16 protein-coding genes and 1 tRNA gene are annotated in these 14,032 nt (G+C 41.0%); 14 read left to right on the top strand and 3 right to left on the bottom strand.

Features of this window, described 5'->3' with window-relative positions; translation table 11 throughout:
• Nucleotides 1–240 precede the first annotated feature (240 nt).
• The 13 genes from AC06OU_RS08175 to AC06OU_RS08115 all read left to right on the top strand — a co-directional run bounded on the left by AC06OU_RS08175 (nt 241) and on the right by AC06OU_RS08115 (nt 11,743).
• Nucleotides 241–1,419, top strand: a complete 1,179-nt coding sequence (locus AC06OU_RS08175; RefSeq protein ID WP_475855130.1) for an ATP phosphoribosyltransferase regulatory subunit — start codon at nt 241–243, stop codon at nt 1,417–1,419.
• A complete protein-coding gene (gene hisG, locus AC06OU_RS08170) occupies nt 1,412–2,041 on the top strand; it encodes an ATP phosphoribosyltransferase (RefSeq protein WP_169359716.1) in 630 nt (209 codons plus the stop codon). The genes AC06OU_RS08175 and hisG overlap by 8 nt, the downstream gene beginning before the upstream one ends.
• Nucleotides 2,042–2,052: 11 nt before the next feature.
• Complete coding sequence (hisD, locus tag AC06OU_RS08165) at nt 2,053–3,336, top strand: histidinol dehydrogenase (RefSeq protein ID WP_475855145.1); 1,284 nt, start codon at nt 2,053–2,055, stop codon at nt 3,334–3,336.
• Nucleotides 3,333–3,929 (top strand): imidazoleglycerol-phosphate dehydratase HisB, encoded by a 597-nt coding sequence (hisB, locus tag AC06OU_RS08160; protein ID WP_475855128.1) that lies wholly within the window; start codon nt 3,333–3,335, stop codon nt 3,927–3,929. Before hisD ends, hisB begins: the two co-directional genes overlap by 4 nt.
• A gap of 11 nt (nt 3,930–3,940) precedes the next feature.
• Nucleotides 3,941–4,681 carry a 1-(5-phosphoribosyl)-5-[(5-phosphoribosylamino)methylideneamino]imidazole-4-carboxamide isomerase gene (gene hisA / locus AC06OU_RS08155; RefSeq protein ID WP_475855126.1) on the top strand — a complete coding sequence of 247 codons (741 nt, stop codon included), beginning with the start codon at nt 3,941–3,943 and terminating at the stop codon, nt 4,679–4,681.
• A 25-nt stretch (nt 4,682–4,706) separates the two neighbouring features.
• A complete protein-coding gene (gene hisIE / locus AC06OU_RS08150; protein WP_475855125.1) occupies nt 4,707–5,333 on the top strand; it encodes a bifunctional phosphoribosyl-AMP cyclohydrolase/phosphoribosyl-ATP diphosphatase HisIE in 627 nt (208 codons plus the stop codon).
• Nucleotides 5,334–5,409: 76 nt separating this feature from the next.
• Nucleotides 5,410–6,939 carry a tetratricopeptide repeat protein gene (locus tag AC06OU_RS08145; RefSeq protein ID WP_475855124.1) on the top strand — a complete coding sequence of 510 codons (1,530 nt, stop codon included), beginning with the start codon at nt 5,410–5,412 and terminating at the stop codon, nt 6,937–6,939.
• Between the two features lie 69 nt (nt 6,940–7,008).
• A complete protein-coding gene (gene trxB / locus AC06OU_RS08140) occupies nt 7,009–7,959 on the top strand; it encodes a thioredoxin-disulfide reductase (protein ID WP_475855123.1) in 951 nt (316 codons plus the stop codon).
• Nucleotides 7,960–8,152: 193 nt separating this feature from the next.
• Nucleotides 8,153–8,623, top strand: coding sequence for an NUDIX domain-containing protein (locus tag AC06OU_RS08135; protein WP_475855122.1), 471 nt, complete (start codon nt 8,153–8,155; stop codon nt 8,621–8,623).
• Nucleotides 8,624–8,626: 3 nt separating this feature from the next.
• Nucleotides 8,627–9,511: an RNase adapter RapZ gene (gene rapZ, locus AC06OU_RS08130; RefSeq protein ID WP_342559832.1), complete on the top strand. Its 885-nt coding sequence runs from the start codon at nt 8,627–8,629 to the stop codon at nt 9,509–9,511.
• A 4-nt stretch (nt 9,512–9,515) separates the two neighbouring features.
• A complete protein-coding gene (locus tag AC06OU_RS08125) occupies nt 9,516–10,493 on the top strand; it encodes a gluconeogenesis factor YvcK family protein (RefSeq protein WP_475855121.1) in 978 nt (325 codons plus the stop codon).
• A gap of 31 nt (nt 10,494–10,524) precedes the next feature.
• Nucleotides 10,525–11,466: a DNA-binding protein WhiA gene (gene whiA / locus AC06OU_RS08120; RefSeq protein WP_475855120.1), complete on the top strand. Its 942-nt coding sequence runs from the start codon at nt 10,525–10,527 to the stop codon at nt 11,464–11,466.
• A gap of 19 nt (nt 11,467–11,485) precedes the next feature.
• On the top strand, nt 11,486–11,743 hold the full coding sequence (locus tag AC06OU_RS08115) for an HPr family phosphocarrier protein (RefSeq protein WP_298469050.1): 258 nt from the start codon (nt 11,486–11,488) through the stop codon (nt 11,741–11,743).
• Nucleotides 11,744–11,804: 61 nt separating this feature from the next.
• On the opposite strand, the gene AC06OU_RS08110 is transcribed toward AC06OU_RS08115, so the two are convergent.
• Nucleotides 11,805–12,062, bottom strand: a complete 258-nt coding sequence (locus AC06OU_RS08110; protein ID WP_251555774.1) for a ribosomal protein L7/L12 — start codon at nt 12,060–12,062, stop codon at nt 11,805–11,807.
• Between the two features lie 72 nt (nt 12,063–12,134).
• Nucleotides 12,135–12,737, bottom strand: a complete 603-nt coding sequence (gene clpP, locus AC06OU_RS08105; RefSeq protein WP_475855119.1) for an ATP-dependent Clp endopeptidase proteolytic subunit ClpP — start codon at nt 12,735–12,737, stop codon at nt 12,135–12,137.
• 171 nt (nt 12,738–12,908) lie between these two features.
• Between clpP and AC06OU_RS08100 the strand changes: the two genes are divergently transcribed.
• Nucleotides 12,909–12,980, top strand: a tRNA-Arg gene (locus AC06OU_RS08100).
• A gap of 74 nt (nt 12,981–13,054) precedes the next feature.
• On the opposite strand, the gene AC06OU_RS08095 is transcribed toward AC06OU_RS08100, so the two are convergent.
• Nucleotides 13,055–13,996, bottom strand: a complete 942-nt coding sequence (locus tag AC06OU_RS08095; RefSeq protein WP_475855118.1) for a catalase family peroxidase — start codon at nt 13,994–13,996, stop codon at nt 13,055–13,057.
• Between the last annotated feature and the right edge of the window lie 36 nt (nt 13,997–14,032).

The following is a 14,032-nucleotide window of genomic DNA, read 5'->3' as shown; positions in this document are numbered from 1 at the left end:
TGCGGAAACAAGTAGAAGTGTTGCGCTAAAATCCAAAGTGTTGCACCAAACGAGCAAAGTGTTGCGCAAACCCAAAATATTGCGTCAAGCGCTGAACCTGCTGGGGAGTGGTTAATTGAACTCAAAGAGCACTGAAATCTATAAGCTTATGAAGTTGACGAATAGTCTGAAATAGTATAAAATTTATTTAATTTATTATATTAGCACTCTACTACAGTGAAGTGAATTAGGGGTGGGACAATGAGTAAAATTCAAATGTTTGAGAAGCCGCTTGGGATGAGAGATTCGTTCCCAGAGGTTAATGAGCAAAAAGAGTACATACGATCCGTGGCGAGAGATTTTATTCGCACCAAGGGATATGATTTTATAAAAACACCATCGGTCGAGTATTTTGAGACGATTGGGAAGGCGTCGGCAATAGACGAGTCCTCGTTATTTAAATTGGTGGATAACCAAGGAGAGATGCTCGTTTTACGACCTGATATGACGACTCCTATTGCTAGAATAGCAGCATCAAAGCTATTAAAAGAAAAGAATCCGCTTCGCCTTGCGTATTATGCCAATGTCTTTCGTGCGCAGCAGCGGGAGGGTGGAAGACCAGCGGAATTTGAACAGCTGGGGTTAGAGCTGATTGGTGATTTTAGTCCTTACGGAGACAGTGAAATTATTTATACGGCTGTGGAGCTCCTTAAAGCGTTAGGCGTGGATAATTTTCAAATCACGATTGGTCACGCGGGGCTTTTGACAGCTATTCTCTCAAATAATACAAACAAGTCGGAGCAGGTGGAGACGGTAAGAATGCTCCTAGTAGAAAAGAATTTTGTAGGATTTATGAAAATGCTGGATGACTTAGAGCTATCAAGTATTCAAAAAGAGAATTTGACTATGCTGGTGGATCATACGATGGCAGCAAAGTCCGTGGAAGATTTTAGACAGCTTTTGACAAATGAGCAGCAATATTTAGTGGATCAGATTATACAGCTTCAGCAGCTATTAGAGCTTCAGCTGAGTGATCCCTCTATTTATTCCTTCGACTTTTCGTTAGCAAGCCATATGAGTTATTACACAGGTATGCTGTTTGAGATTCATGCTGCTGGCAGTGGCTTTCCTCTTGGAAATGGTGGAAGGTATGACGAGCTATTTAAGCAATTTGAACAAAATGTAGGGGCAACCGGCTTTGGATTAAGAGTAGATCGGCTGCTAGAGGTTCTCCCTAAAAGAGAGAAAGATGAAAAACATACACTTATTTTATTTGATAAAGGCTCCTTCCTAAAAGCTAATGTTCTAGCAGAGGCAAGGCGTAGTATTGGGGAGCGCGTAACGCTTCAATATGAGGGCAGTGTCCATGATTTAGAGGCCTACCAATATAGCTTTCAGGAAATAATTAAGGTAGTAGAAGGTGGTTTTGCAGGTGAATGAATTAACGATTGCGATGCCGAAAGGACGCATTTTTGAGGAAGCCTATCAACTATTTGTCGAAGCAGGATTTAATTTACCAGCTGAAATTAGCGATTCTCGCAAGCTGATCGTAGAAGCGCCGGATGAGCGAATCCAGTTCATCTTAGCGAAGCCAATGGATGTCCCGGTTTATGTGGAGCATGGGGTTGCTGATATTGGAATAGCTGGCAAGGACGTTTTACTGGAGCAGCATCGAGATGTACATGAATTATTAGATTTACATATTAGTAATTGCTATATTGCAACAGCAGGGCTGCCGAATACGGTTATGAATGAAATTGCCCCTCGTGTTGCAACTAAATATCCAACAATAGCTACTAATTTCTATAAGGAAAAAGGGGAGCAGGTGGAAATCATTGAGCTGAACGGTTCCATAGAGCTAGCTCCAATGATTGGCCTAGCCGACCGGATCGTGGATATCGTATCGACAGGACAAACGCTAAAAGAAAACGGCTTAGTGGAATACGAAAGGATCGTGGATATATCCTCTCGACTAATCGTGAATCCTGTAAGCTATCGTGTAAAAAGTGAGCGGATTCGAGAGTTCGTTGCCAAGCTAAATAAAGAACTTCAAAAAAGGTAGGGAATACCATGATGAAAATAGAGAAGCTTACAGATAGCATCACATTACAGCGCTCTGTGGAGCAGGCTAATATGACTCACCTCACAACCGTTCGAGAGGTAATTTCAGAGGTACAAGCAAATGGAGACCAAGCATTACTCGCCTATACGGAAAAATGGGACGGGGTGAAGCTTTCAAGCCTAAGAGTTTCCCCAGAGGAGATCGAAGAAGCGTTCATCGGCTTTGATCCTCAGCTGATAGAGGATTTGAAGGAAGCAGCAGACAATATCCGGACCTTTCATGAAAAACAGGCGAGACAAAATATTGAATTGGCTCTAGAAAAAAACTCGTATATTCAATATAGAATCTCACCATTAGATGCAGTCGGCTTATATGTGCCAGGTGGTACTGCAGCATATCCATCGTCCGTACTCATGAATGCTATTCCAGCCATGGTCGCAGGTGTGACTCGAGTAGTTATCGTATCCCCACCTTCTAAGGATGGTAGGCTCCCTGCTTCGGTGCTAGTCGCAGCAAAAATAGCTGGAATAACAGAAATCTATAAGGTTGGTGGCGCTCAAGCGATTGCGGCGCTGGCTTACGGAACAGAATCCATTCAACCTGTGGATAAAATAACTGGTCCAGGTAACAGCTATGTGGCACTTGCGAAACGTGAAGTGTTTGGTAAGGTGGCAATCGATATGATTGCTGGGCCAAGTGAAATAGCGATTATTGCCGATGATACTGCCTATGCAGATGAGGTAGCAGCTGATTTATTGGCACAGGCGGAGCATGATGCCTTTGCGAGTTCGGTTTTAATTACCACTAGTGAGCGTTTAGCCAAGCAGGTTTCCATAGAAGTAGAGAGACAGCTAAAGCAGCTTCCTCGTGAAGGAATTGCACGGGCATCAATAGAAAACTACGGTCGTATCTATTTGGCACCATCGCTTCAAGAGGCAGTCAAGGCAACAAATGAGCTTGCTCCTGAGCATTTAGAAATTATTACGGAAAACGCTAAAGAGCTGAGTGAGCAGATCAAGCACGCTGGAGCTATATTCATCGGTCGATATAGCAGTGAGCCAGTTGGTGACTATTTCGCCGGAACGAACCATGTGCTTCCAACGAACAGTACGGCTCGTTTTTCAAGTGGCTTAAATATAGACGATTTTGTAAAGAAAACGAGTGTCGTGTATTATTCGGAGGAAATGTGGCAGGAGCAATATCCTAAAATCGCTCGTTTGGCTAGACTCGAGCAATTAGAGGGACACGCTCGATCTGTCGAATCAAGAAGCTGGGAGAAGGGGAATGCAAAATGAAACCAAATCGAATTGCTAAAATAGAACGAATGACCAACGAAACAAAGGTTTATGTAGATATTAATCTGGATGGAGAGGGTAAGGCGGATATTGAGACTGGCGTTCCTTTTATGGACCATATGCTGGACCTGTTTACGAAGCATGGCCTGTTCGATGCCACGATTAAAGCAAATGGCGATACACATATAGACGACCACCACACAACGGAAGATATCGGTATTGTTTTAGGGCAAGCAGTAAAAGAGGCACTAGGAGACAAAAAGAGTATCAAACGCTATGGAAATGCGTTTGTTCCAATGGATGATGCATTAGCCCAGGTTGTAATTGATATTTCAAACAGACCTCATTTAGAATTTAGAGCCCAGTTTCCAACGCAAAAGGTCGGAACATTTGATACGGAGCTAGTCCATGAATTCCTATGGAAATTCGCGCTGGAAGCTCGTATGAACGTCCATGTCATCGTTCATTACGGAGCAAATACCCACCATATGATCGAAGCAATTTTCAAGGCACTTGCTCGAGCGATCGACGATGCCATTACAATAGATGATCGAGTGAAGGGTGTTCCTTCTACAAAGGGTCTACTTACATAAGGAGGAATTTCATGAGCTCAATACAAGTATATCCCGCAATCGATATGAAGGGCGGTAAATGTGTACGCCTGTATCAAGGGGATTATGAACAAGAAACTATATATGGAGATTCTCCATTTGATATGGCAAAAAAGTTTGTCGATGAGGGGGCAACCTGGATTCATTTGGTTGATCTAGACGGGGCAAAGGATGGCGAAAAGATTCATGCCAAGGAGGTCATCCGTATTGCGAAAGATCTACCGGTTAACGTTCAAATAGGCGGAGGAATACGATCTAGCGAGGATGTGAGCTACTATCTTGATCACGGGGTCAATCGTGTCATTATAGGTAGTCTTGCAATTTCACAGCCCGAGCTTGTTGCCGAACTCATTGAGGAGTATGGCGGTGATCGAATCGTCATTGGGTTAGATGCGAAGGATGGCATGGTAGCAACACATGGCTGGCTGGAAACGTCTAGCCAGTCTGCCATTGAAGTGGGACAATACTTTGCCTCTAAAGGTGCGAAACACGTTATTTTTACAGACATTGCGACTGATGGAACATTGCAAGGTCCCAACTTAAAAGCGAACAAGGAGCTAGCAGAAGCAACAGGACTGTCGATTATCGTATCGGGAGGAATCAGCTCCTTAGAGGACATCGAGGCAGTAGCGGAGCTATCTACGATCTCCAGCGTTAGCGGAGTAATCACAGGAAAAGCGTTATACAACAATCGTTTTACATTAAAAGAGGCGCTACAAACTATAAATGAGTGAGCAAGCCTTGAAGGGGAGTAAGAACATGGCTACATTAACATTTGACGATAAAGGACTAATCCCAGTAATTGTACAGCATGCCGTTACAAGAGAGGTTTTAACGCTTGCATATATGAATGAAGAGGCATATGAAAAAACAGTGGAGACGAGAGAGGCATGGTTCTTCAGTCGTAGCAGACAAGAGCTGTGGCATAAGGGAGAAACCTCCGGAAATACTCAGAAGGTCGTATCGATTCAAACGGACTGTGACTCAGATGCACTCGTACTAGAAGTGCTGCCTAGTGGACCTGCTTGTCACACGGGAGAAGGGACATGCTTTCATAAGAGCCTAGAAAAATTCGAGGAGGCATCGGGCTATAACGTACTTACGAATTTGATAAAAACGATTGAAGAACGTCAGCAAACAATGCCAGAAGGTGCCTATACTACTTACTTGTTTGAAAAAGGTGTAGACAAAATTTGCAAGAAGGTCGGAGAAGAAGCATCAGAGGTGATCATTGCCTCCAAAAATAATGATGCAGAGGAACTGAAATGGGAAGCGGCAGATCTCATTTATCACTTACTTGTTTTATTGCAAAACCAAAAAGTCAGCTACTATGATTTGTTACAGGTGTTACAAAAAAGACATGAAGCGAAAGCAGATAAAAAATAATACTTTATGATATACTGAAAATATACTAATAAGGAGCGTTTCCGTAACGTTCCTTATTATTTTTCGGAGGAATATCTTGAATAAAAAAAGAAGTAAGAAACTAGACAAAGAAAATATAATTTCATTTTTGCCGACTGGCGAATATTACTATAAAAAAGCATTAGATGAGCTTCAAAAAGATGAGTTACAAAAAGCACAAAAATATTTAAAGCGAGCAACTGATTTAAGTCCAGACGAACCAATGATCTTACTTCAATATGGGATCCTCCAAATGGAGTTCGATAACTATGATTACGCTCATGAGCTATTGAGAAGCGCGTATTCACTAGATCCGAACGAAGGAGATATCATTTTCTTTTTAGCTGAGGTAAACGCTCATTTGGGAAACTTTATAGAGGCAAATCGCTTTGCCAAAATCTATTTAGAAAAGGAAGTTAACGGAGAATATATGGAGGAAGCAATGGAAATCATTGATTTCACCGAGCAGGAGGATATCGTAAACCTTCAGCTGGATACTCCCTCTAGTGAGGCGCTTTTCCTTCAAGAAAAAGCCCGACGCTTTATGGAGCAGGGTAAATTTGTAGAAGCAGTTGAGCTGCTGGAATCGATCATTGCAGACCATCCGGATTTTTGGGCAGCGTTCAATAACCTAGCGCTTGCTTATTTTTATTTAGGAGAGGAAGAACAGGCTAAAGCATTACTGCATCAGGTATTACGAGAGAACCAAGGGAATATCCATGCATTATGTAACTTGGCCGTTATTCACTACTATGAAAAAAATAACGAGGAGCTTGAGGAAATCACAGCTCTTTTATCTAAAATAAATCCTTATTTTATCGAGCATCGCTATAAGCTAGGTGCGACTTTTGCGTTAATAGGGAAATATGAGCAAGCCTTCAAATGGTTGAGAAGCATTCAACGAAAAGGATTTGAAGCAGATCCAGGCTTCTATTTTTGGCTTTCGCATTCTGCTTATTTTGCAGGGCATGAGGAAGTGGCGCGTAATGCGTGGAAGGCGCTTTTAAAGCTGGATCCAGAAAAAGCAGGCTTTGAGCCGTGGCTCCCACAAATGAAGGAGCTAGTAGAGCCAAATAACGAGGAACAGAAGAATTTAATCTTAGAAAAGCTAGAAAACAAAAATATTAGTGAACGTATTTTTGGCTTCTATCTGTTAGGGAAGTCTCGTCATCGCCAGGAAATTATCGCACACCCTGAGTGGATTGTAGTGGAGGAACTGACTACAATGGAGAAATTGTTTTTAGCTAATTCTCTTGGGCATAAATTCGATGAGAAATCTCCGGCAGAAAAAGCATTTTTGAGAGCCATTGCAGCTACGGATTTACTTTATGACAACAACAAGTCACTGGAGCAGTCAGAGACACTGTTATTACAAATGTGGTTTGTGCTAGTAGAGCGTGCGCTAGAAAAAGGGTATGGCTTTAAAAATCCGCGTGCTTTGGCAGCAGCGACTGAGTATATGTTCGTATCCTCACGAATGAAAAACGTGACGAAAAAACAATATGCGGAGCAATACGGAATCACTACAGCAACGCTCACGAAATATGTCAACGAGCTAATCCAATTCTTACCTTTTTCTGACTCCTAAGCATATTAGTTGATGAAGGGTACAAAATTAGTTAGATTGTTGGTATGTAGTACGTAGGAGGAATTATCGATGACAACTGAAAATATATATGACGTGATTATTATAGGAGCGGGCCCAGCAGGTATGACTGCTGCTGTATATACTTCCCGTGCTAACCTTTCCACTCTAATGATTGAACGTGGAATTCCAGGCGGCCAAATGGCTAATACCGAAGAGGTAGAAAACTACCCAGGATTTGAAACAATCTTAGGACCTGAGCTTTCTACTAAAATGTTCGATCATGCGAAAAAATTTGGTGCAGAATATGCATATGGAGACGTTTCCGAAGTAATTGATAACGGAGACTATAAAACCGTAAAAGTAAGCGGTAAAGAATATAAAGCGTTAGCTGTTATCATCTCTTCAGGAGCTGAGTACAAAAAAATGGGCATTCCCGGCGAAACAGAGCTTGGTGGACGTGGCGTAAGCTATTGTGCAGTTTGTGATGGTGCTTTCTTTAAAGGGAAAGACCTAGTAGTAGTAGGAGGCGGGGACTCTGCAGTTGAAGAGGGTGCTTTCTTAACTAAGTTTGCGAACAAAGTAACAATCGTACATCGTAGAGATAAGCTTCGCGCTCAAAAAATTCTACAGGACCGTGCTTTTGCTAACGAAAAAATTGATTTTATTTGGAATACAACTTTAAAAGAAATACACGGAACAGACGGTAAGGTTTCTAGCGTTACCCTAGTATCCACAGTAGATGGCTCAGAAAAAGAATTTTCGACAGACGGTGTATTCGTATATGTTGGAATGTTGCCACTTACAAAACCATTTCATAGCCTTGGCATCTTAAATGAAAATGGTTATATCGTTACAAACGAGAAAATGGAAACAGCAGTACCTGGTATCTTTGGGGCAGGAGACGTTCGTGATAAAATGCTTCGTCAAATTGTCACAGCAACAGGTGATGGTAGTGTAGCAGCTTTATCAGCTCAGCACTATATTGAGCATTTAAAAGATAAAAACACATCAAATATTTAATTTAATTTTATCTTAATTTAACTGTAACTGTTCTGAAACATATTAAGTGTATAGTAAAGTATATAAATTGACCCCCTTTTTATATATGCAAGATTTGAACAGGCTGTTTTGCGATTTAAATCGTGAAGCAGCCTCTTTTTGTGCAAATTCATGTATAATATAAGGTAACTACAGACAGATGGAGTGACCAGACGTGCAAAGAATCGCTAATTTACTTATTTGTAAAGACGACAAAGTTTTGTTATTAAAGAAACCACGTAGAAACTGGTATGTTGCACCAGGCGGGAAAATGGAAGAAGGAGAATCCATTCTTATTTCTGCTGTTCGTGAGTTTACGGAAGAGACAAACACTGTACCGATCAATCCACATTTAAAGGGAATCTATACAATGCTCATTGAAGAGGATGGGAAACGTCTAGATGAATGGATGTTATTTACCTTTATCGGAACAGATATAGAAGGAACTCCATATAAAGAAACTAAAGAAGGTGTGCTTGAATGGCACCCGGTTGAAGATTTGGCACATCTACCGATGGCAGAGGGAGATCGAACAAATCTTATGTTTGCTGTAAAGGAAAAGGGTATGCAATACGGTACTTTTGTATATACGCCAGATTTCGCATTAATCAGTGAAACTATTCAACAATCATGGGAGGATAAATAGATAGTGGAAACTCAGCAGAAGCCAGAAACAGAAGTAGTCATAATTACTGGAATGTCGGGAGCAGGAAAAACAGTAGCTATCCAAAGCTTTGAAGATCTAGGCTATTATTGCATAGACAATCTTCCTCCTGAGCTCCTAAGCACTTTTATCAAGCTAATGATTGAGTCAAATCAGCAGCCGCGAAATATAGCAGCGGTAATGGATTTACGTGGAGGAAAAATGTTTCATTCACTCGTTGACTCCGTTAACCAGCTTCAAGAAGCAACTTCTGTAACTCCTAAGGTGTTATTTTTGGATGCACAGGATGAGGTTCTTGTCCGAAGATATAAGGAAACAAGACGCTCCCATCCTTTAGCAAATGCAGGATTACCATTAGAAGGTATAAAAAAGGAAAGAGAGCTTCTTTCTGACTTAAAAGGCAGAGCACAATTTATTTATAATACATCCAAGATGAAGCCACGCGAGCTTCGAGAAAAAATTCAAGAGGAATTTTCTACAAATGGAAGCCAGGTCTTTACGGTGAATGTTATGTCCTTTGGATTTAAGCACGGAATTCCTATTGATGCAGATTTGGTTTTTGACGTTCGTTTTCTTCCAAATCCGTATTATATCGAGGAGCTTCGCTTAAAATCAGGATTAAATGAAGAGGTTTCTAGCTACGTTTTAAAATGGGCAGATACGAAGACGCTTATCGAAAAACTAAAAGACTTGTTTGCCTTTATGATTCCGCAATACAAGCGAGAAGGCAAGACGCAGCTTGTGATTGCCTTTGGCTGTACGGGCGGTCAGCACCGTTCTGTAACACTAGCAGAATATTTCGGTAAGGTTTTTAAAGAAGACGATGAAACAGTAATAACTCATAGAGATGTTACTATCAGGAAGGAATGACTTAATGGGTCGTACAAAACACCGTAAAAAAATAGTCATCCTTGGTGGTGGTACTGGCTTATCAACCTTGCTTCGAGGACTAAAAAAACTTCCATTAGATATTACTGCCATTGTTACAGTTGCAGATGACGGAGGAAGCTCCGGTAGATTAAGAGATGATTATGATATTCCACCACCCGGTGACATCCGTAACGTCTTAGCAGCCTTATCAGAGGTAGAGCCGCTCGTAGAAGAAATGTTTCAGTTTCGCTTCACTAATTCCAGCGAACTCGAGGGACATTCCTTAGGCAATCTAATGATTACTGCTTTAACCTCGATTACGGGAGATTTCGCACATGCAATCACGGAAATGAGCCGTGTTTTAAATATTCATGGAAAAGTGCTTCCTGCTGCCAATCAGCTAGTCACGCTCCATGCACAATTTGAGGATAAAACTATTGTTACAGGGGAATCTAAAATACCGGACTATGGGAAAAAGATAGAAAAGGTATTTATTACTCCTGACGATGTAAAGCCACTGCCAGAGGCAATTAACCTAATCCGCCAAGCGGATATTATAGCAATTGGACCAGGTAGCCTTTATACTAGTATTTTGCCTAATCTCTTAGTCGAAGATATTCGTAAGGCAGTTATCCGTTCGAAGGCTAAAAAAGTGTACATTTGCAACTTGATGACACAGGCTGGAGAAACGAATAACTATACTGCGTATGATCATGTAGAAGCATTGATCGACCATGTAGGCGAGAACTTTATAGACTCTTTGTTGATAAGTAATGAGGATATTCCTGAAAATGTTCAGTATTTATATAAGCAGGAGAAGGCTTCTCCCGTTAAAATTGATATAGAGAAATTAGAAACACTAGACATAGAAATCGTTAAAAAGGACATTTCCATCGTATATAATGGCGCTGTCCGTCATGATGCGATAAAAGTAGCGGAATGGCTATACGAATATGCAGGCCAAAAAGGATTTAAACAATAGAGAGGCACTGCAAGAAAGGGGGAAACGTTATATGTCGTTTGCTTCTGAAACAAAAAAAGAGATGACACAGGAGGAGGCTGAGCCTTGCTGTATGAAGGCAGAGCTTTCAGCGCTCATCCGTATGAATGGATCTCTTTCTTTTAGCAACAAAATGCTTAGCTTGGATGTCCAAACCGAAAATGCGGCGATTGCCCGAAGGCTTTACACGTTGATAAAATCGTTGTATCAGCTGAACGTGGAAGTGCTTGTGCGTAAAAAGATGCGTCTTAAAAAGAATAATGTTTATATTTGCCGAGTAAGAGAAGGATCCAAGAGGCTACTAGAGGATTTAATGATCTTGAAGGAAGGCTTTGAATTTGAGTATTCGATTTCCCAGGAGCTTGTCAAAAAGAACTGCTGTAAAAGAGCTTACCTACGTGGAGCTTTCTTAGCAGGAGGCTCTGTCAATAATCCAGAAACTTCCTCTTATCACTTAGAAATTTACTCCTTATATAAAACACATAGCGACGCATTAGTCGATTTAATGAACTTTTATGAATTAAATGCAAAAACCATTGAACGTAAAAAAGGTTTTGTGGCATATTTAAAGGAAGCAGAAAAAATTTCTGACTTTTTAAGCATCGCTGGAGCACATCGTGCCCTCTTAAAATTTGAGGATGTGCGAATCATCCGAGACATGCGGAACAGTGTCAATCGCTTGGTCAACTGTGAAACGGCCAATCTGAACAAAACCATCAGTGCAGCTATCCGACAAGTGGATAACATCCGTTTTATCGATAATGCAATCGGGCTGGACCAATTGCCTGAGAAGCTTCGAGAAATTGCCCGTCTTCGTGTCGAGTATCAGGATGTAACCCTAAAGGAGCTAGGCGACATGGTTTCCACTGGAACTGTAAGTAAATCAGGTGTTAACCATCGCTTGCGTAAGCTGGATGAAATAGCAGATGCTTTAAGAAGAGGCGAATCAATTTAAAGAAATGGGGCTAAGGATTATGGCGGAACAACAGGTCGAAGTAAAATTACAATCAGGACTACAGGCGAGACAAGCAGCTTTATTTGTACAAGCAGCGAATCGTTTTATAGCAGATGTGTTTCTTGAAAAAGATGACAAAAAGGTAAACGCTAAAAGTATCATGGGAATCATGAGTCTTGCGATTAGCAAGGGCGCTACTGTTACTTTGAGTGCTGAAGGCTCTGATGAAGAGGAAGCTGTGGAATCATTAGTTAAGTTCATTTCTAATGCTGAATAAAGAAAAAGAGCTGTTATCTAGTCCGCTTGGATTAGATAACAGCTTTTTTTGTAGAATGTCATTAAATGTGGTTAAGCACTTTATCTACATATTTTTTGGCAGAAACTAGTCCCAAGCCTGTTTCGTTCCGAACAAGCTTGACCATTTCAACCTGGCTGCTGTCATTATTATTCATCTCTACGATTTGTTTTTCTAAGGCTTTGTCTCCTTTAAACGGAAGGGTCTGTCGTGCTTCTAATTTTTTTATTTTACTTTGTAGACTTACGATGTAAATGACTAAGGACAATATGATTAACAGAGAACTTATTGTATATAGCAAATGGAACACGACCTTTCATCTTTTTATAAAAAAATCCAAGGCGGTGAATCACTGCCTTGGATTTATATTATATTATTTTGCGTCTTTTTTCATTTCGCTACGTGAAATGATATGGTCGATTAGACCGTATTCTAATGCACGCTCAGCTGTCATGAAGTTGTCGCGATCTGTGTCTTTAGAAACGACTTCAAGTGGTTGACCAGTGCGCTCAGACATAATGTTGTTTAGCTTATCGCGTAGGAACAAGATGCGTTTTGCAGCGATTTCGATTTCTGTAGCTTGCCCTTGAGCTCCACCAAGTGGTTGGTGAATCATTACCTCAGCATTTGGAAGTGCATAGCGTTTGCCTTTTGTTCCAGCTGTAAGTAAGAATGCCCCCATGGAAGCTGCCATACCGATACAAATAGTTTGTACGTCTGGTTTGATGAATTGCATTGTATCGTAGATTGCCATACCAGCAGTAATACTTCCGCCTGGGCTATTAATGTAGATAGAGATATCCTTTTCTGGATCTTCTGCTTCTAAGAATAAAAGCTGAGCAACGATAGAGTTTGCTACGTTGTCATCAATTCCGCTACCAAGCATGATAATACGATCCTTTAATAATCTAGAATAAATGTCGTACGCACGCTCGCCGCGATTTGTTTGTTCAATAACTGTAGGAATTAAATTCATCCAAGATTGCCTCCTTCAAGGTGGTTATTATTGTTTTATATTGTGTACTGAGAATTTCTACCTCAGTTGTAACTTTATCATACATGGAATGGTCAAGGAAGGTCAAATATTAAGCTTTGAAATGTTTACTTGAATTATTCCTATACCATTTGTATAATAGAAAGGTCGCTTGCCCCTGTAGTTTAATGGATATGACGTAAGATTCCGGTTCTTGAGATGGGGGTTCGATTCCCTCCAGGGGCGTCCATAACAGTTAGAAACACTCGAATTCGTTCGAGTGTTTTTTTATGTTCATTTACTATGTGTTTGGGGCTTTCTTATTCATTTTTACTTCTCCTCTCATACGATTCAGCATATGCTCCACTACGAAAGTGTAGTATGGGATCGTCTGTCAGCTCAATCCCTTTAGGTACAATCGTTGGATCAAAAACAATGTCTTCCTTAGGATGTATTTTATTTCTAATTTCCAAACGACCTATATTCACTTTTCTTCTATCCTCCGGCCACATATCCGTCGCATCATTCGGATTATCTCCTTCCTCTGCTAAGCGAATGAAAAGATCAAACTGGACTGGCCCGCGCTTTAATCGGTCGTCGAGCTCCTCCGTCAAATAGTTGGCTGAAATCGATTTGCTTGTTAGAGCAGGATCCTTTGTTTCATCGACAGGAACCCATTCGTATTTGATTGCTTGGCGTTCGCCGTCTTTATTAACGAAATAGAAGGCGTGGATAGGATAGTAGTGAAGCTCAGCGTAGCTCGTTGGTGGCTGCTTTGCCTGCTCCTTAATGATTTGAATGACCTCTTTGCTATGTGGATATTTTTTAGAAACTAGCTCAACCATATTGATGGTTCGGTCAATCGTTTTAATCCCAGTTTTTTTATCCGTAAATATTTCGATCATATCGATAAACTCTCTAGGACTGCTCGTGACGAACATCGGTACAGTAGAGCTCACTAAATTGGTGAAGCTTCCATCGGGTAGCTGAAATTGAACGGCGAGCCCTTTGGCGGGAACAAGATAATCGACGGAGGCAGGGTTAGGGGGGCTATTGGAAAATCGAGCAGTAGCAGGAATTGCTTCTCTATGAAGATGGGGTGCAACCGTATAGGGTACAGCATTTCCATTTGGAAGAAATATCGCCTCATACATATCCCCCTTAGCGTGTGCGCGCCTCGCACCAGGGAATTTTCCTTGAATTTGCTCCAGTGCATCAATGGCTTCTTTTGGTGTTAAATCCTCGTTATGTACTTGGTCCATCTGTTTACCTCCTTTATTTACTGTCTAATCTATATC

The sequence above is a fragment of the Psychrobacillus sp. genome, assembly GCF_056205495.1.
This window is presented reverse-complemented; position numbering and strand designations above follow the sequence as displayed.